Origin of the sequence: Streptococcus himalayensis (assembly GCF_001708305.1) — a bacterium.
GTDB lineage: Bacteria > Bacillota > Bacilli > Lactobacillales > Streptococcaceae > Streptococcus > Streptococcus himalayensis.
This window is the reverse complement of sequence record NZ_CP016953.1, coordinates 41,091-59,039: the sequence shown is the minus strand read 5'-3', so window position 1 is coordinate 59,039 and position 17,949 is coordinate 41,091. Positions and strand designations below refer to the sequence as shown.

The window sequence follows — 17,949 nt, the reverse complement described above, 5'->3', positions numbered from 1 at the left end:
AACAGGGATAACAGTTATCTTTATATATAAAAAATTGGAAATTCTACCCCAATCATTGCAATTTTTATCCTAGAAGGCTATACTGATAGTAGAGAAGCGAAACAGACTTTTCTGGAGAAATAGGAAGAAAGAGTGACTACATGGCCTATATAGAAGTGAGGGGACTTGGTAAGCATTACCAAATGGGAGAAATGACAATTTCTGCCAACAAGGAGGTATCGTTTGATATTGAAAAAGGAGAGTTGGTCGTGGTCTTAGGCTCGTCAGGTGCCGGGAAATCAACCTTGCTCAATATTCTTGGGGGAATGGATTATTGCGATGAGGGAGAAGTGTGGATTGATGGGGTGAATATTGCCTCTTTGACGGACCGCGAGCGAACGGCCTATCGCCGAGCAGACGTTGGTTTTGTATTTCAGTTTTATAATCTGGTGGCTAATCTCACAGCCAAGGAAAATGTGGAGTTAGCTACAGAGCTGGTTTCTAATGGCATGGATGTTTTAGAAATATTAAAGAAGGTTGGTTTAAGCCATCGGATGAATAATTTTCCTGCCCAATTATCGGGCGGTGAGCAGCAACGGGTGGCTATTGCGCGTGCAGTGGCTAAACGTCCTAAAATGCTTCTTTGTGATGAACCAACTGGGGCTTTGGACTATCAGACTGGCAAGCAAGTTCTCCAGATTCTCCAAGATATGTCACGAAAAGAAGGAGCGACGGTTATCATTGTGACGCACAATGCGGCGCTAGCTGCCATTGCAGATCGGATTATTCGGATGAGAGACGCGACGGTTCAGTCGGTCGAATTACAGGAACATCCAGCGGATATTTTGACCTTGGAATATTAGGAGGTGCGAATGGCAAAAAAGACATACCATAAAGATTTACGCCAAGCCATTACCTCTTCCCTAGGGAGATTTCTCTCTATTTTTAGTTTGATGATGATTGGCTCTATGACACTGGTTGGATTAAAGACTACACCCCTAAATATGCAGCAGTCTGCCCAAGCCTATCTGAATCAATATCGAACCATGGATTTGGCTGTGATAGCCAGCTACGGCTTTAGTCAAGAGGATATGGAGGAATTATCCGATGTGAAAGGCTCAGAGGTGGAGTACGGTCACTTGGCGGATGTCACGGTGGGGAAGACCGACAAAGCCTTTCGTCTCTTTTCAAAGCCTAAAAATATCTCTCAATTTCAGTTGATGAAGGGAAAATTGCCAGAAAAATCAGGTGAGATTGCCTTGCTCAGTCCTTTACAAGGAGATTATCAGCTGGGAGATACGATTTCATTTTCACAAAAAAAGGATCAAAAGCTACTGAGGTCAGAGACTTTTCGAGTGACTGGCTTCGTCCATTCTTCAGAAATCTGGGATACTCATCATCTGGGAATGTCTAGTGTCGGTGCAGGGGATTTGACAGGCTATGGGGTAATCCTTGCAGAGGATTTTGAACATGAGACGCCGACCATTGCACGATTGAGGAGAAAGGATTTACAAGGGGAAGCCTATGATAGTGAGAAATCTGAGAAAAACATAAAAGAAGCCAAAAATACGCTCACCAAACTTTTAGAATGTAAGGGAGAAAGGCGGCTAGCTGCGATAAAACAAGCTGCCCAAAAAGAGCTGGATCAAGGCAAAAAAGCCTTAGAAACTGCTAAAATTGACTTAAAAAAAGGCGAACAAGAGCTGCAAGAACAAGAAACCCAGCTCAGAGCGATTGGTGTGACGCTCGATAGTCCCCAAGCTAAGCCCTTAACAGCAGCGAAGGAAAAATTTGAAGCAAGGCGAAAAGAAGCAAGTCACAAATTAGCAGCCGAAGAAAAGCGCTTATCAAAAGCCCAAGCAGAGATTGATAGCCTAAAACAACCAACCTATCAAGTCTATACTCGCTCTAGTCTGGCAGGTGGAAATGGCTATATGATTTTTAACAATGCTAAAACGAGCATTAGAGCGGTGGGAAATCTTTTTCCACTGGTTCTCTATCTGGTGGCGGCCTTGGTGACTTTTACAACGATGACGCGTTTTGTAGACGAAGAACGTTCCCATGCTGGGATTTTCAAGGCCTTGGGCTATAGCAATCGACAAATCATTGCAAAATTTGTGGTCTATGGTCTCACTGCTAGTTTCACCGGCACGGTGGTTGGAGTGTTTTTGGGAAATTTCTACCTCTCTCCGGTAATCGATCGGATTGTCACCGAGCGAACGGTCTTAGGTCCTTCGGCAGTTCATTTCTACCCTAGCTATTTATTGCTGTCCTTGGGCTTTTCGCTCTTGTCGGCGGTTTTTCCAGCTTATCTGGTAGCACGACGAGATGTGGTTGAAGAGCCAGCTCGCTTGCTTCAGGCCAAGCCTCCAGTTGCAGGCTCAAACATTTGGTTAGAAAAATGGGCTTGGTTGTGGAGCCGATTGTCCTTTCATCAAAAGGTCACGGCGCGTAATATATTCCGTTATAAGCAGCGAATGCTGATGACGATTATCGGTGTTGCAGGTTCTGTTGCTCTTTTATTCGCTGGTCTAGGCATTCGGAGTTCTATCTCAGAAGTGGCGGACTTGCAGTTTGGTAAGCTCTTGACCTATGATGTGATTGCTGTGGCAAAATCCTCTGATGAGCAAATAGAGAACTGGCCTTCAGACATTCGGGCTACTCTGCCGATTCGCTATGAAACTACTCAGCAAGAGATTACGGGTGTAAAAGAAGAGCAGACTTTATCATGGGTAGTTACAAGGGATGTAGAAAAGTTGGCAGATTTTGTAACCTTGAGAGCCAGCAATCAAAAGCCCTTGACATTAAGCGATGATGGCGTGATTATCTCGACCAGACTGGCACAACTCTATCAAGTAGACGTTGGCGACTGGCTCCCTCTCACCTACCAAGGGAAACCTCTCAAGCTAAAAATAGCAGGAATTACGGAACTATACACAGGCCATTTTTTGTATATGACAGCTGATTATTTTGAAGCATTGACAGGAGAAACCTATCAATCAAATGCTTATTTTGTGACGCTAGCCAATCAAACAGAAGCAGCCATCCAGCAAGTCAGCAGTGAGCTTTTGAAGCTTGATAAGGTAGCGGCAGTTGTGCAAAATACAAGTCTGGTCAGTCAGCTGCGTACCATCGTAAGCTCTCTAACGGCTGTCATGATGATTCTCATCATCTTGTCCATTTTACTCGGCTTGGTGATTTTGTATAATTTGACAACCATCAATGTAGCAGAACGCATTCGTGAGCTATCTACAATAAAAGTACTGGGCTTTTACCATCAGGAAGTCACGCTCTACATCTATCGAGAGACTATCGTGTTATCGATACTTGGGATGCTTGTAGGTTTGCTGGGCGGGCGTGTGTTGCACCAAGTGCTTCTTTCCATGATCAGCTCAAATACGACCTTGTTTCCAACGACTGTTTCTTGGGAAGTGTATGTCTTGCCTTTATTGGTAATCAGTAGTATTTTGTTGATGTTGGGATTACTGGTAAACCGACGCTTGAAACGCTTAGATATGTTAGAAGCTTTAAAATCAGTGGATTAGATAAAATTCTAGGTCTGACTAAAAAAGTTATAGACAACAAAGGACTGAATTCTGTGTGAAGCAGAATCCAGTCCTTTTTGTCATCTTTGAACAAAGAAGTTTAGGCTAGGAAATAGTTAGGAAAATCGTGGGAAGTGATTACTTGCCAAGGGATAGGATATCTAGAAATAAAGCGATGTATTTATCTTGCTCAGGAGAATTTTGCAGGCGTAAGATAAGCTCGGATAGGTTTTCGTCGTAACTGTAGGAAAATGGGCGAAAAAAGTTGCTAGGAGAGACTTCTAAGACATTTAAAATAGTAAATAGTGTTTCTAAGGAGACGCTTCTTTTATTATTCTCTAAAAAGTTGATGTAGGGAAGACTCAGTTCTGCACGTTCAGCTAACTCTTGCTGGGTAAATCCTTTTTCCAAACGATAGTGACGAATGAGCCTACCAATATCTCGTCGTGTTAGATTACTCATATCCCCTCCTTAGTATCTGATATAAACAATTGTATATTTTTCCGTAGGTTTGATATATAAACTATTAGTATTTTGTTTGCGATATTTATTTACTAATAGTTTATATAAGTGATATAATATAGCTTGAGAGTTTATATAAACGAGGGGTATATTATGGTTTATCACAATGAAATGACGCGTGTTCAATTACCAGCCTTACTACATTTGACCCGTTTGGGGTATCTTTATTTGGCAGAGCATGATCCTTTGCTTCAGTCAAGAGATGCTACTACCAATATTCTACTACCAGTATTTAAAGAAGCATTTTTGAAACTGAATCCAGAAGCGACAGAGGATGATTTTTGTCATGAAGTCCAAGACATTCGATTGGAACTGGGGCAGGATGACCTAGGAAGAGACTTTTTTAACCGTCTACAAGGGAGAGGGAAGAACTCGGTGTATCGGTTGATAGACTGGGAAAATTTTAGAAACAATACCTTGCAGGTATCTCTGGAGGTATCTTGTGAGCATGAGGGAGCTAGTTTTCGACCGGATATCATGATTTTTGTCAATGGTCTACCTCTATCGTACATTGAGGTTAAAAAGCCAAATGCAATTCGAGATGGCATGACAGGTATTCGGTCAGAGTTTGAGCGTATGGAACGACGATTTGAAAATCAGAAGTTTCGAAAATTTCATAATATCACCCAGCTCATCTCCTTTTCTGATAATATGCCCTACCATACAGATGGTGGTTATCAAATGCAGGGGTCTTATTATGCTTCTACCAGTAAATCAAAGACCAAGTTCAATTCTTTCAAGGAAGAAAGATGGAGTGAATTGGTGGATGATGTCTCTCCCTTGTCCGAGAAAATCCTTGACCAAGTCCTATATGATACCAACAAAACAGTTTTAAAGCATTCACCAGCATTTCAGACGAATTGTGCAGAAACTACCCCGCTCAATCATTTCTTAACATCGCTGTATCATCCAGAACGATTGAAATTTTTACTAAGATATGGAATCGTCTATGTAGAAGAAGAGGACAAGGATGGTCAACCGCTCATTCAAAAGCATATTATGCGTTATCCACAGCTATTTGCGACAAAAGCGATTGTAGAAATGCTCAAGCGTGGTGAGAAAAAGGGGGTCATTTGGCATACGCAGGGTTCGGGGAAAACGGCTCTTGCCTTTTTTAACGTTGCTCATCTCAAACATTATTTTTCAGAGCAAGGCAAGGTTCCGCGATTTTATTTTATTGTCGATCGCCTCGATTTGGCTGATCAAGCGGAAAAAGAATTTCGAAAGCGAGGGTTGAGTGTTCGACGGATTGCGACAAAGGCTGAATTAAGTGGAACATTTTCAGAAGATATTGCGGTTGTGAATATTCAAAAAGTCAATGAAGATACAGATTTGACCGATCAGTCAGGCTATGATTTGAATGTGCAAAATATTTACTTTATCGATGAAGCCCATCGTTCCTACAATGTAACGGGGTCTTATCTTCCCAATCTTTACAATGCTGACGAGGGAGCCATCAAGATAGCTCTTACAGGGACCCCCTTGATTTCTTACCAAGAAGAGAATAATCAAAAGAAATTATCGCAACAGACGACACGCGAAATTTTTGGAGATTACATCCATAAATATTATTACCATCAATCGATTGAGGATGGCTATACTCTTCGTTTGATGAGAGAAGATATCGCTTTTTCTCATCAAGAACAATTAAATGCTTTGGATGAAGCCTTAAAGAACGAGGTGGAAAAAGGGAGTATCAAGGAAAAAGATTTCAAAGCTCATTCGCGTTATGCTTCTGCTATGTTGGACTATATTCTTCATGATTTTGAAGAGTTTCGCATTCGATTTGCAGATCAAACGATGGGCGCGATGGTGGTCGCTCATTCTTCTGAACAGGCTAGGGAATTGTACCGTCAGCTATTAGAGCGTCAAGAAAGTGGAGAAAGTCAATTAAGTGGTGCTCTTATTCTTCATGATGTGGAAGACAAGGAGAAGATGAAGCAAGAACGAGAAGCTTTTAAGGCTGGTAAAATTGATATTTTATTTGTCTACAGCATGTTATTGACAGGATTTGATGCTCCACGGTTGAAAAAATTATACCTAGGGCGTAAAATTCGTGCCCATAATCTCTTACAAACGCTGACGCGTGTCAACCGTCCTTATAAGGATTATCGTTTGGGCTATGTGGTTGACTTTGCAGATATTTCCCAAGAATTTGACCTGACCAACCAAGCCTATATTGATGAGTTGAACCGTGAATATGCGGATGCTTTGGATGAAGAAAATGTCTTCGGTTCGATTTTTATGTCCGCAGATGAAATTGCTCAGCATTTAACAGAAGCAGAAAGCATTTTACAGGCTTATCCGACAGAGAATTTAGAGTTATTTGATCGAGAAATTTCTACTATTCAAGATAGGAAACAACTTCAAGAGCTCAGAAAGGCCTTAGAAAATCTCAAGGAGAACTACAATCTAGCACGCTTGTTTGGTCATGAGGAATTGGAAAAGCGAGTGGATCGCTCAAGTGTAGCGAGCTTGCTATCGATGGTGACCAATCGTTTGGCAACGATGAATCTGCTGGAGCAAGGAGGACAGACAACGAGTACTGAATTACTCAATCTTGCTATGAGTCAGACTCAGTTTACCTTTTTTAAGCGAGGAGAAGAAGAATTACAACTAGCAACCAAATCCATGCTAGAAGCACAAGGTCAGGCTGCACGTGAGCTAGAGGGGAATTGGGATCAGACAGATCCAGAATGGATTTCCTTATATGAGGAATTTAAGCGTATTCTGCAAAAAGTCAATCAAGAGATGGGCGAATTTACAGCTGACCTTGCTTATGCACATCAAAAAGCCTTTAAAGACATTGAGCAACAAATCAAGTCTTTAAATCAAAAAAATGATGAATTAGCGAAAGCCTTTCATCACGATAAAAAGTATGCTAGAGCCTATCGTCAGGTGACAGAAACCAAGGATATTGAAACACATCGTCCGGTTTTTGAAATGATGAAGGCTTCAAAAAAGGAACTGGATCGGCGCGTGATGAACAATCAAGGAATTTTAGCTGGAAAAACTTATTTCGAGACAGAAGCGACGCAGATTTCTCGACAAAGTATGAAAGAATTAAACTTAAAAGTAACCCCAAAAGTGGTGATGAATTTCTCAAAACTCATCACAGATGAATATATAGGAGAATATGAATACTAATGGAAACAACTTATACAGAAACCATCAAACAATTAGTGGATGATTTAAAGGCAATTTTTACCCATGCAGGACTGGGAGGAGAAGCTGGAGAGTATAAACTCCTGACCCAGTCCTTCCTCTATAAATTTTTAAATGATAAGTTTCTCTATGAAGCCAAGAAAGTGGACCCAAGTTATGAGTTTCAAACATTGGTGACTCTTTCTGAGGACGACTATGAATTTCTCCTCATGGACATTGGAAATAACACAGCAAGAATGAAAGTCGAGCATTTACTTGAAAGCCTTCATCCTAAGCAAAATGAAGCTGATTTTAGCCAGACCTTTGATGATACCTTAAATGCTATTGCCGTTGAAAATAACGATATTTTCTCTGTCCATACAGCTGGAAATACAGATATCCGCCTCTTTGATGCCCACTTAATCGCAGAAAATGTCGCTGATTTTTCAAAACGAAATGATGTGGCTAAAAAAATCATCAATAAACTGGCTTCTGTCCGCTTTGATGAGCAAATCTTTTCAGAAGGATTTGACTTCTTCCTGACTATTTTTGAATACATGATAAAAGACTACAACAAAGATGGTGGCGGAAAATACGCAGAATACTATACTCCCCATTCTGTCGCAAAAATTATCGCAGAAATCTTGGTCGGAAAAGACGATCCCTACAATGTCAAGATTTATGATCCATCAGCTGGTTCAGGAAGTCTCTTGATGAACTTGGCAGGGAAAATCGGAACAGATAAGACTAGCGTTTATAGTCAGGATATTTCTCAAAAATCCTCCAATCTGCTACGCTTGAACTTGATTTTAAATGGTCTCAGTCATTCCATTCAAAATATCGTCCAAGGAAATACCATTATCGAAAATCGGCATACTGAAAAGATGGACTATATCGTCTCAAATCCGCCGTTTAAGCTAGATTTTTCAGATTGGCAGGCAGAGGTAGAAACGCAGGTCGATAGTCACCGCCGCTTCTTTGCAGGGGTGCCAAGCATTCCTAGAAAGAAAAAAGAGAGCATGGCGATTTACCAGCTCTTCTTGCAGCACATTATCTACTCGCTGAGAGAAGATGGAAAGGCGGCTGTTGTGGTGCCGACCGGCTTTATCACAGCTCAATCAGGGATTGATAAGAAAATCCGTCAACATCTGGTCAAAGAGAAAATGCTAGCAGGAGTTGTGTCTATGCCGTCCAATATCTTTGCGACCACAGGAACCAATGTTTCTATTCTTTTCATTGATAAAACCAATAAGGGAGATGTTATCTTGATTGACGCCTCCAATCTTGGAAGCAAGGTCAAGGAAGGGAGCAATCAAAAAACAGTCCTCTCAGCAGAGGAAGAAACAGACATCATCCATACCTTTATCGACAAAGAAGCCAAGGAAAACTTTTCCGTCCTTGTCAGCTATGAGGAAATTGAAGAGAAAAACTATTCCTTGAGTGCAGGGCAATATTTTGAGATTAAGATTGACTATGTGGACATTACCGCTGAAGAGTTTGAAAGGCAAATGGCAGAACACCAAGCCAGCTTGGAAGCTCTCTTTAGCCAATCACGGACCTTGGAAGAAGAGATAATGGGGCAGTTAGGGAAGTTAGGTTTTGGGAATGATGATTATTAAATAGGGAAGATACTTTAATGAAGCTAAAAAAATTAAAAAATATTGCTACAATACATAATGGGGCTACACCTTCGACATCTAAGCCTGAATATTATGGTGGTGAACTTTCGTGGATAACCCCCAAAGATTTATCAAATAGCAACAATAAATATGTTAAATGTGGAGAACGAAATATCACTGAATTAGGAGCTCAACAAATTGGACAATATCTGCCGAGGGGGACTGTACTTTTATCAAGTAGGGCTCCAATCGGATTATTAGCTATTGCAGAAAAGCCGTTATATACAAATCAGGGTTTTAAAAATATTGTAGTAAATCAGGAGATTTTAAATAACGAGTTTTTGTATTATTACCTATTAGCGTCCAAAGAAAATTTACAGAATTTAGGTTCAGGAACAACATTTAAAGAAATATCTAAGAAGAACTTGGAAAGTTTCTCAGTGCCTTGCCCTCCCCTCCACACCCAACAAAAAATCGCCACCCTCCTTTCTGCCCTTGACGAAAAAATTGCCCTCAACAATCGAATCAATGAGGAGTTGGAGAGAATGGCAAAAGAGCTTTATGATTACTGGTTTGTCCAGTTTGACTTTCCTGATGAAAACGGCAAACCCTATAAATCATCAGGTGGAGAGATGGTCTACAACGAAGCCCTCAAGCGAGAGATTCCTAAGGGGTGGGAAGTGAAGAGTTTGGTAAATAATAATCTTTGTAAAATAATTAAAACAGGCGTAAATGATTTTTTCCAAAAATACTATTTAGCCACGGCGGACGTAAACGAAACAACTATATCTAATGGTGAAGTGATTGAATTCGAAAGCCGACCTAGTAGAGCAAATATGCAGCCAATTTTAAATTCTGTATGGTTTGCAAAAATGAAAGATAGTATAAAACATATATTTTTAACATCGGAAATGTCAGTTTTTATAGAGAATTATATTTTTTCAACAGGTTTCGTTGGTCTACAATGTTCCGCTGAAAGTTTTGAATATATAGCTTCTTTTATTCGATTCTCAGGTTTCGAATCTATAAAAAATGATTTATCTCATGGGGCGACACAACAAGCGGTTAATAATACTGATTTGAAGGAAATTGAATTATTAGTTCCAGATAAGCGGGTATTAGAAGAAAAATACCACTATTTAGCAAAACCTATTTTTTCAAAAATAAGCTTAAATATGATAGAAAACCGCAACCTCGCCCAACTCCGCGACTGGCTCTTGCCCATGCTTATGAACGGTCAGGTGAAAGTGGAATGATAGGAGCAGATTGGATACAGGCCTTATGTGCCTTACTGAGCCTACCTCTAACTTTTTTAACGATTCATATCACCTATAGATATGAGAAAAAGAAGGCGATATTTGAAGAAAGGTTCCGTCTTTATGGACTCTTAGTTCATAAATTACAAAAATTAACAGCGAATCATGAGTACTTACCTATACTCTTTCCAGAGGTTCAAGGATTCATCGGTGAAATATACTTTTTTGCAAGCGATGAAATAAATAGACTATTTCAAAGTTTTTTAGATGAATGCCATCATGAATCTGTGCGATTGGAAAATAAAAATCGCAGTAAAGAATACAATGTATTCGATGTCTATATTTTTACAATCATCAGAAGTATGAAATGGGAAGTGAAACATAGAAAAGATATCTCACGGAAACAAATAGATCAAATAGAGCAAGAAGAAAAGCAAGCTCTAGGGACATTCTTTGTGAGCGAATCAAGCGTCCCATTATTTCCAGATTAAAAAAATTTATTTACTAGAAATCCATAAAGCAAACAACCACCCCACCAGTTTCAACTGATGGGGTGGGTTTATCGTTCATCACACAATCGGAATGGAGATTTCAATCAAATTGCTCGAATAGATGGTTCTGATACCCGCTTGATCGATATGGGCGGTGTCAATTTTTCGCTTGAGGAAGAATTCGCGGATTTTATCGACTTCTTGCTCACGAATGGCGCGGTGCTTGTTGGAAATCAAGATTTCGTAGTGAAGGGGTGCTTGGGTAAAAACTACGTCAGTATTTCCAGCAGAGAAGGTTTCAACCAGTGTCGCATCGGTACTTTCTAACTGGCTTTGTACCAAGCGGGCGTGGCTATTGGTTGTGTTGATGAGTTTCATAAATTCCTCCTTGCTTTTGTTCTATTATAGCACTTTTTGATGATGGTGTAGTAGACATTTTTAGTGTACTTGTTGTTTTTTCCACATTTCAATACCCCATTTGTGGCTGCCACGTTTTAATGCTGCGATGGCTTCATCGATGGGAAACCAAGCTAGCTGATTAAAGTCCTCTAAAGGAGCTTGACTTTGCTCAAATTGGCTTACTTCATAGATGTAGGCAGGGTTGTAAAAGTGGGTATCACGGTGGCTAGAGTAGAAATATTCGTCAGCCTGACCGTAGTAGTGGCCAATGGTTGCTGTAAAACCCAGCTCTTCTAGGAGCTCACGCTGAAGGGCTGCTAGGTGATTTTCGCCTTCTTCAATCTCACCACCTGGCAAGAACCAAGCACCGTTGGGAGCTTGAACCAGAATGATGTTTTCCTTAGTTTTATCAGGGATGACTGCATAGACTCCATAGCGATTGGTGTAGTCAACTCCCTCTTTTTTCTCTCCAAAAGTTGCAATAGTCATAGGATTTCCTCGCGAATCTGTATAGGAATATTATAACACATTACAGAAAATTTACCTAGCTATTTTGAGGAGAAATGAGAAGAAATTTTATGCTTCTTTTTCTTTTGTATTTGCCTTGATGAGGATATTGCCCTTGCTTCCCATAACAGCTTTGAGGGATTTTTCGGTCGGATGTTCAAGGTAGAAGTCGGTGATAGCATCTTCGATATGGTCTTGAATGGTTCTACGCAGAGGCCTTGCCCCCATTTTCGGATCGTAGCCTAAATCAACCAGTTTTTCCTTGACTTTATCTGTGACATCCAGATGAATACCATTGCTTGAGAGACGCTGATTGACATCCTCTAGCATGAGATGGACGATATGAAGGAGATTGTCCTTGCTGAGGGCTTTAAATTCGATAATGCCATCAAAGCGGTTCATGAATTCTGGGCTGAAGAAATTGCCTAACTCTCCTAAAACAGAATTGGTGCGACCTTCGCGTGCAGCTCCAAAGCCGACGCTCGCCTCAACCTTGCCTGTACCAGCATTGGAGGTCATGATGATGATAGCGTCTTTAAAGCTGACTGTGCGGCCTTGGCCATCGGTCAAACGGCCATCATCCAATACCTGAAGGAACATGTGCATGACATCAGGGTGGGCTTTTTCGACCTCATCCAGCAAAATGAGGGAGTAAGGATTGCGACGCACACGCTCGGTGAGCTGTCCTGCTTCCTCGTAACCGACATAGCCCGGAGGGGCACCGACCAATTTTGCCACGCTGTGTTTTTCCATATATTCACTCATATCAAAGCGAATCATGCTATCGGCTGAGCCAAAGAGTTCGATGGCTAGTTGTTTGGATAGCTCCGTTTTTCCGACCCCTGTTGGTCCGACAAAGAGGAAACTTCCGATCGGACGATTCGGCGTACCGAGTCCAACACGGTTGCGGCGAATGGCCTTGGCAATCTTGTCCACGGCCTCGTCTTGCCCAATGACATGTGCTTTTAAGTCTTCAGCTAGATGAATGAGTTGGGATTGCTCTTTTTCCTTCAAATCACCAACTGGAATATTGGTCTTTTGCTCGATGATATGCTCGATTGTTTTCTCGCTGATAATCGGCGTATCTTGATCCAGCATTTTATTTTTTTGCAGCTCCTTATATTTGGCAATCTGGTCGCGGAAGTAGGCTGCTTTTTCGAAATCTTCATCTCGTGTGGCTTGGGTTTTGAGATTTTCAGCCTCAATCAAGCGTTGGTCAATGACCTTTGGATCGACAAAATTGAGGGTGAGGTTCATTTTTGAACCCGCTTCATCCAAGAGGTCAATCGCCTTGTCTGGCAAGAAACGGTCTTGGATATAGCGATTGGAAAGGACTGCAGCGGCTTCAATCGCCTCATCAGTATAGGTAACGTGGTGGTAGTCTTCGTATTTTTGTTGAATGCCTTTCAAAATCGTGATGGTTTCTTCCACTGTTGGCTCATCAACCTTGACTGGCTGCATACGACGCTCCAAGGCTGCATCTTTTTCGATAATGCGGTATTCGTTGAGAGTTGTGGCACCGACCAGTTGCAATTCTCCACGTGCAAGAGCAGGTTTTAAAATATTGCCTGCGTCCATATTGCCGTCACCAGCAGAGCCAGCACCGACAATTTCATGAATTTCATCAATAAAGAGAATAACATCGTTGCGTTTGCGGATTTCCTCCATCAACTTTTGCATGCGTTCTTCAAATTGACCACGGATACCCGTTCCTTGAACCAGACTGACCACATCCAGACGAATGACTTCCTTGCCTTGAAGTTTGTGGGGAACATCTCCATCCACGATTTTTTGTGCCAATCCTTCTACAACAGCCGTTTTACCGACCCCAGGCTCTCCGATGAGTACAGGATTGTTCTTAGTTCTGCGGTTTAAAATCTCAATGACACGAACGATTTCCTCATCACGGCCAATCACGGGGTCAATATTGCCTTGGCGGGCAATTTCTGTGACGTTAATTCCAAATTCGTCCAAAATGCCTTTTGGTTGTGGCGGTGTTTGATTGCCTCGTTGACCACCACGACCTCCAGCACCACCTGCCTGTGTAGGAGGTGTTTTGGGTTCTTGTGGTTGTTGGAAATTTTCCAGATTGCCAAAGAAATCATTAAACGGATCAAGTGGTTGGTGCATGTTGCTAAAACCTTTGAAGATAGCATTTTCTGGATCTGTTTTCATGATTTGGTAGCAATTTTGGCAGAGGTCAACCTGACGTTGTTTTCCATTGACATTTGTATAGAGATGGATAGTTGATTCATTGATTTTACAGTTTTGACAAAGCATATAATCCCTCTTTTCTATTTGATACTTGTAGCAATCTGACCATTGGTCAAATTTAGTCAAACTTTCTACTTTCATTATAGCAGTATTTGAAAACATTGCAAGAAGAAAGTATTGAACGGCAAAAAAATAGCTGAAAGAGGGCTAAAATCGAGGATTTCAAGGGATAATTTTTGTAAAAATAGAGTTTTTATAGCCCAATAGGCAGAAAATATGGTAAAATAGGAACGTATAAAGGAAATAGGAGACGTAAAATGGAATCACATTTAGTACGAATTATCAACCGCTTGGAGGCTATGGCCAAAGATGGCGGTAACCTAAAGCGTAACTTTGAACGTGAGGGAGTTGTGGTAGCAGAAGTTGCTTACAACTACGATGAAGAAAATGGTTCAGTGTTCACACTTCGCGATGTAGCAGCACGTGAAACCTATACGTTTGATAGCATTGACTTGATTGCAATGGAAATTTACGAATTGCTTTATTAAAAATCACAAAGGGGTCTAAGCTTGTTTTTATACAGGTTTAGATCTTTTTTTGTTTAAAAAATATTTATTTAGTATTTTTTGAATTTTATATTGAATTTTTATTCATATTGTGGTAGACTAATATTCAGTTTGAATTTAGAGAGGTCTATGATGAATTTTTCGTTTTTACCAAAGTATTTACCCTATTTCAACTATGGGGCTGTCGTGACGCTTATTGTATCGGTTTGTGTCGTCTTTTTTGGAACGATATTGGGAGTGACGCTGGCTTTTGCTCAACGCAGTAAATTTCGCCCCTTGGCTTGGCTAGCCAATCTTTATGTCTGGATTTTTCGTGGAACGCCGATGATGGTTCAGATTATGATTGCCTTTGCGATGATGCAAATCCAAGCACCGACGGTTCAGATTGGGATTTTAGGGGTTGATTTATCACGCTTGTTACCAGGGATTATCATTATTTCCATGAATAGCGGAGCCTATGTGTCAGAGACGGTACGGGCTGGGATTAACGCTGTTCCAAAGGGGCAGCTAGAAGCGGCCTATTCACTGGGAATTCGTCCAAGTAAAGCCATGCGATACGTTATCCTTCCCCAAGCAGTGAAGAATATTCTGCCAGCTTTAGGCAACGAATTTATCACCATTATTAAGGACAGCTCACTCTTATCTACCATCGGTGTGATGGAGCTGTGGAATGGTGCGACAACCGTTGCGGCAACGACCTATTTGACCCTGACACCGCTCTTGTTTGCGGCAGCTTATTATCTGGTCATGACGAGCGTGTTGACCTTAGCTATTCAAGCATTTGAGAAACAGTTAAACAAAGGAGGGCAAACTCATGCGTGAGACCATTATTTCCATCAAAAATTTGCATAAATCATTTGGAAAACATGAAGTACTAAAAGGGATTGATTTGGACATTGAGAAGGGACAGGTCGTTGTGATTATTGGACCGTCCGGTAGTGGGAAATCTACCTTCCTGCGAACTATGAACCTGCTTGAAGTGCCAACCAAGGGGACGGTGACCTTTGAGGGGGTTGATATCACGGATAAGTCAAATGATATTTTTAAGATGCGAGAAAAAATGGGTATGGTCTTTCAGCAGTTCAATCTGTTTCCGAATATGTCGGTGTTAGACAATATTACCCTGTCACCGATGAAGACCAAGGGATTGGGAAAGAATGAGGCTGAAAAAATTGCCTATGATTTGCTTGAAAAAGTTGGCTTGCCCGATAAGGCTCATGCTTACCCTCAGAGCTTATCAGGTGGTCAGCAACAGCGGATTGCGATTGCACGCGGTTTAGCAATGGATCCTGATGTTCTTTTATTTGACGAGCCAACGTCAGCCCTCGACCCTGAGATGGTCGGAGAGGTTTTAAGCGTGATGCAAGAGTTGGCAAAATCTGGGATGACCATGGTGATTGTCACCCATGAAATGGGCTTTGCGAGAGAAGTGGCAGACCGTGTTATCTTTATGGATGGTGGCGTTGTGGTAGAAGACGGCACACCCCAGCAAATCTTTGAAGAAACCAAAGAAGAGCGGACAAAGAATTTCTTGTCTAAGGTGTTATAGTATTCCGATTTTTAAGCACGAAGTTTCAAGCTGGGCCCTTGCTCAGCTTTTAGTGTCATACTCAATGAACATCAACCTCTGACTGGTTTCACAATTGAGAATAGTAGAAGGCAATCGTTAAAACTAGCGTAGCTTGTGTCCTAAAAACCGCAGGTAGAACTAGAGGGTAGCTGAGGCTGGTTTGTCCCACTACCATTTCCAACCTTCAACAGTCCGCTGAATTGTTGGAGCAAGGTGAGTTAACGATGTCAGATATTGCATGTTGACGAGTATCCATTCTGATAGAGAATGCTTGATATAGATAGAAACTATAAGGCTATCTAGCCAAGAACTGCTAGAGCCTGCTTTCATTTTTTGATATAATAGGAAAAAAGAAAAGGAGATGAGAAATGGTAGTCATTGATGGGAAGGTGCTTGCGGCGAAGTTACAGGGGCGTTTGGCAGAAAAAACAGCTCTTTTGAAGGACAAAACGGGATTAGAACCAGGCTTGGTTGTGATTTTAGTGGGGGAAAATCCTGCCAGCCAAGTCTATGTGAGAAATAAGGAGCGTTCAGCACTTGCGGCTGGTTTTCGCAGTGAAGTTGTGCGAGTTCCTGATACGATTACCCAAGCAGAGCTGCTGGGTCTGATTGAGCGCTACAATCAAGACGATGCTTGGCATGGGATTTTGGTGCAGTTGCCCTTGCCAGCCCATATAGATGAAGAGGCAGTCTTACTTGCGATTGACCCTCAAAAAGATGTGGATGGTTTTCATCCGACCAATATGGGCAAGTTCTGGAGCGGTCATCCTGTCATGATTCCCTCAACGCCAGCAGGGATCATGGAGATGTTCCGCGAGTATGGGATTACGCTTGAAGGGAAGAAAGCAGTCGTGATTGGTCGGAGCAATATCGTTGGAAAACCCATGGCCCAACTTCTTTTAGATGCCCATGCGACAGTGACCATTGCCCATTCACGGACGGAAAATCTAGCGCAACTAGCACGTGAAGCAGATATCTTAGTTGTAGCAATTGGCCGTGGGCATTTTGTGACCAAGGACTTTGTCAAAGAAGGGGCGGTGGTCATTGATGTCGGTATGAACCGTGATGAAAATGGCAAATTGATTGGCGATGTAGCCTATGATGAGGTCAAAGAGCTCGCCAGCTACATCACACCTGTGCCTGGTGGAGTTGGTCCCATGACCATTACCATGCTAATGGAGCAGACCTTCGAGGCCTTTCAACGGAACTTGGACAAATAAGGTGAAAATCCATGGTCAGAATTCTAGATGATAGCCTTCTTAGGCGAGTGATTCAGCCGCGGCAGCCAAACAGTCACAAAGGAGACTACGGACGAGTGCTGCTAATCGGTGGAACTTATCCCTATGGTGGTGCCATATTCATGGCGGCTCGTGCGGCAGTTTCCAGTGGTGCAGGTCTTGTGACGGTGGCGACAGAAAGAGCGCATCTGCCAGCACTTCATGCCTCTTTGCCAGAAGCCATGGGCATGGATTTCCAAGAGGAGGACTTGCTGTGCAGCCAAATCAAGAAAGCAGATGTTATTCTCATAGGCCCAGGGCTTGCCTTGGGAAATCGAGAACAGGCTTGTTTTGACTTGGTTATAAAAGAAGTTCGTCAGGGGCAAATTCTCATCCTAGACGGAGGCGCTATTCAGTTTGTCAAGCAGCACGGGATGACTGCTCTGCCAGCTGGCTGTATTTTAACGCCTCACCAGAAAGAATGGGAAGTACTGAGTGGCTTAGCGATTGAGGAGCAAAATGACCGTGCCAATCTTGGAGCTTTGGAAAGATTTCCATCAGATGTCATCTTGGTACAAAAGAGCCAAGAAACAACGGTTTATCAAAAGGGGCAAGAAGATGTTGCTCGCTTGTTGATTGGTGGACCGCACCAAGCAACAGGGGGGATGGGAGATACCTTGGCTGGGATGATTGCTGGTTTTGCAGGTCAATTTCCGCAGGTTTCGCTCCGTGAGCGAGTGGAGGCTGCGGTGTATCTTCATTCTGCCATTGCAGCGGAGCTCAGCGAGACTACCTATGTTACCCTTCCAACGGCTATTAGTCAGGAAATTCCACGTTTGATGAAGCAATATGCCAGTCGCTCACCTCAAAAAGACTGAATAGGAGATTTTGGCTTTTTGAAGTTGGCAGGCGTATCCAGA

The 17,949-nt window shown here is 42.0% G+C and carries 15 protein-coding genes; 11 read left to right on the top strand and 4 right to left on the bottom strand.

The genetic code is table 11. The features are described 5' to 3' along the window. Positions 1–140 precede the first annotated feature (140 nt). Together BFM96_RS00180 and BFM96_RS00175 are read left to right on the top strand one after the other, a co-directional pair. A complete protein-coding gene (locus BFM96_RS00180; protein ID WP_068988868.1) occupies positions 141–842 on the top strand; it encodes an ABC transporter ATP-binding protein in 702 nt (233 codons plus the stop codon). Between the two features lie 9 nt (positions 843–851). Further along, the gene (locus BFM96_RS00175) at positions 852–3,524 is read left to right on the top strand and encodes an ABC transporter permease (RefSeq protein WP_068988865.1); all 2,673 of its coding nucleotides are present in this window, start codon (positions 852–854) and stop codon (positions 3,522–3,524) included. Positions 3,525–3,662: 138 nt separating this feature from the next. Here the strand turns inward: BFM96_RS00175 and BFM96_RS00170 are convergent, their stop codons facing one another. Continuing rightward, positions 3,663–3,986: a helix-turn-helix domain-containing protein gene (locus tag BFM96_RS00170; RefSeq protein WP_068988864.1), complete on the bottom strand. Its 324-nt coding sequence runs from the start codon at positions 3,984–3,986 to the stop codon at positions 3,663–3,665. 153 nt (positions 3,987–4,139) lie between these two features. On the opposite strand from BFM96_RS00170, the gene BFM96_RS00165 reads away from it, so the two are divergent. Genes BFM96_RS00165 through BFM96_RS00150 form a run of 4 tightly spaced genes read left to right on the top strand, consistent with a single transcriptional unit; the run spans position 4,140 to position 10,556 of the window. Beyond that, complete coding sequence (locus BFM96_RS00165; protein WP_068988861.1) at positions 4,140–7,193, top strand: DEAD/DEAH box helicase family protein; 3,054 nt, start codon at positions 4,140–4,142, stop codon at positions 7,191–7,193. Next, positions 7,193–8,809 (top strand): HsdM family class I SAM-dependent methyltransferase, encoded by a 1,617-nt coding sequence (locus BFM96_RS00160; protein WP_068988857.1) that lies wholly within the window; start codon positions 7,193–7,195, stop codon positions 8,807–8,809. The genes BFM96_RS00165 and BFM96_RS00160 overlap by 1 nt, the downstream gene beginning before the upstream one ends. A gap of 17 nt (positions 8,810–8,826) precedes the next feature. Beyond that, positions 8,827–10,065 (top strand): restriction endonuclease subunit S, encoded by a 1,239-nt coding sequence (locus BFM96_RS00155; RefSeq protein WP_068988854.1) that lies wholly within the window; start codon positions 8,827–8,829, stop codon positions 10,063–10,065. Next, a complete protein-coding gene (locus BFM96_RS00150) occupies positions 10,062–10,556 on the top strand; it encodes a hypothetical protein (protein ID WP_068988851.1) in 495 nt (164 codons plus the stop codon). The genes BFM96_RS00155 and BFM96_RS00150 overlap by 4 nt, the downstream gene beginning before the upstream one ends. Before the next feature lie 78 nt (positions 10,557–10,634). Here BFM96_RS00150 and BFM96_RS00145 read toward each other — a convergent pair whose 3' ends face one another. The 3 genes from BFM96_RS00145 to BFM96_RS00135 all read right to left on the bottom strand — a co-directional run bounded on the left by BFM96_RS00145 (position 10,635) and on the right by BFM96_RS00135 (position 13,742). Next, positions 10,635–10,934, bottom strand: coding sequence for a DUF1827 family protein (locus tag BFM96_RS00145; protein ID WP_068988848.1), 300 nt, complete (start codon positions 10,932–10,934; stop codon positions 10,635–10,637). Positions 10,935–10,994: 60 nt separating this feature from the next. Then, the gene (locus BFM96_RS00140; RefSeq protein WP_068988845.1) at positions 10,995–11,444 is read right to left on the bottom strand and encodes an NUDIX hydrolase; all 450 of its coding nucleotides are present in this window, start codon (positions 11,442–11,444) and stop codon (positions 10,995–10,997) included. A gap of 87 nt (positions 11,445–11,531) precedes the next feature. After that, positions 11,532–13,742 carry an ATP-dependent Clp protease ATP-binding subunit gene (locus BFM96_RS00135; protein WP_068988844.1) on the bottom strand — a complete coding sequence of 737 codons (2,211 nt, stop codon included), beginning with the start codon at positions 13,740–13,742 and terminating at the stop codon, positions 11,532–11,534. A 251-nt stretch (positions 13,743–13,993) separates the two neighbouring features. On the opposite strand from BFM96_RS00135, the gene BFM96_RS00130 reads away from it, so the two are divergent. From BFM96_RS00130 to BFM96_RS00110, 5 genes are all read left to right on the top strand, one after another. Further along, the gene (locus BFM96_RS00130; RefSeq protein ID WP_068988841.1) at positions 13,994–14,224 is read left to right on the top strand and encodes a DUF1797 family protein; all 231 of its coding nucleotides are present in this window, start codon (positions 13,994–13,996) and stop codon (positions 14,222–14,224) included. A 150-nt stretch (positions 14,225–14,374) separates the two neighbouring features. Further along, complete coding sequence (locus tag BFM96_RS00125) at positions 14,375–15,064, top strand: amino acid ABC transporter permease (protein WP_068988836.1); 690 nt, start codon at positions 14,375–14,377, stop codon at positions 15,062–15,064. Next, entirely contained in the window at positions 15,057–15,791 is a 735-nt protein-coding gene (locus tag BFM96_RS00120) for an amino acid ABC transporter ATP-binding protein (RefSeq protein ID WP_068988832.1), read from the top strand. Before BFM96_RS00125 ends, BFM96_RS00120 begins: the two co-directional genes overlap by 8 nt. A 389-nt stretch (positions 15,792–16,180) precedes the next feature. Continuing rightward, on the top strand, positions 16,181–17,032 hold the full coding sequence (locus tag BFM96_RS00115; protein ID WP_068988829.1) for a bifunctional methylenetetrahydrofolate dehydrogenase/methenyltetrahydrofolate cyclohydrolase: 852 nt from the start codon (positions 16,181–16,183) through the stop codon (positions 17,030–17,032). Positions 17,033–17,043: 11 nt separating this feature from the next. Further along, positions 17,044–17,907 carry an NAD(P)H-hydrate dehydratase gene (locus tag BFM96_RS00110; RefSeq protein ID WP_068988828.1) on the top strand — a complete coding sequence of 288 codons (864 nt, stop codon included), beginning with the start codon at positions 17,044–17,046 and terminating at the stop codon, positions 17,905–17,907. Positions 17,908–17,949 lie beyond the last annotated feature (42 nt).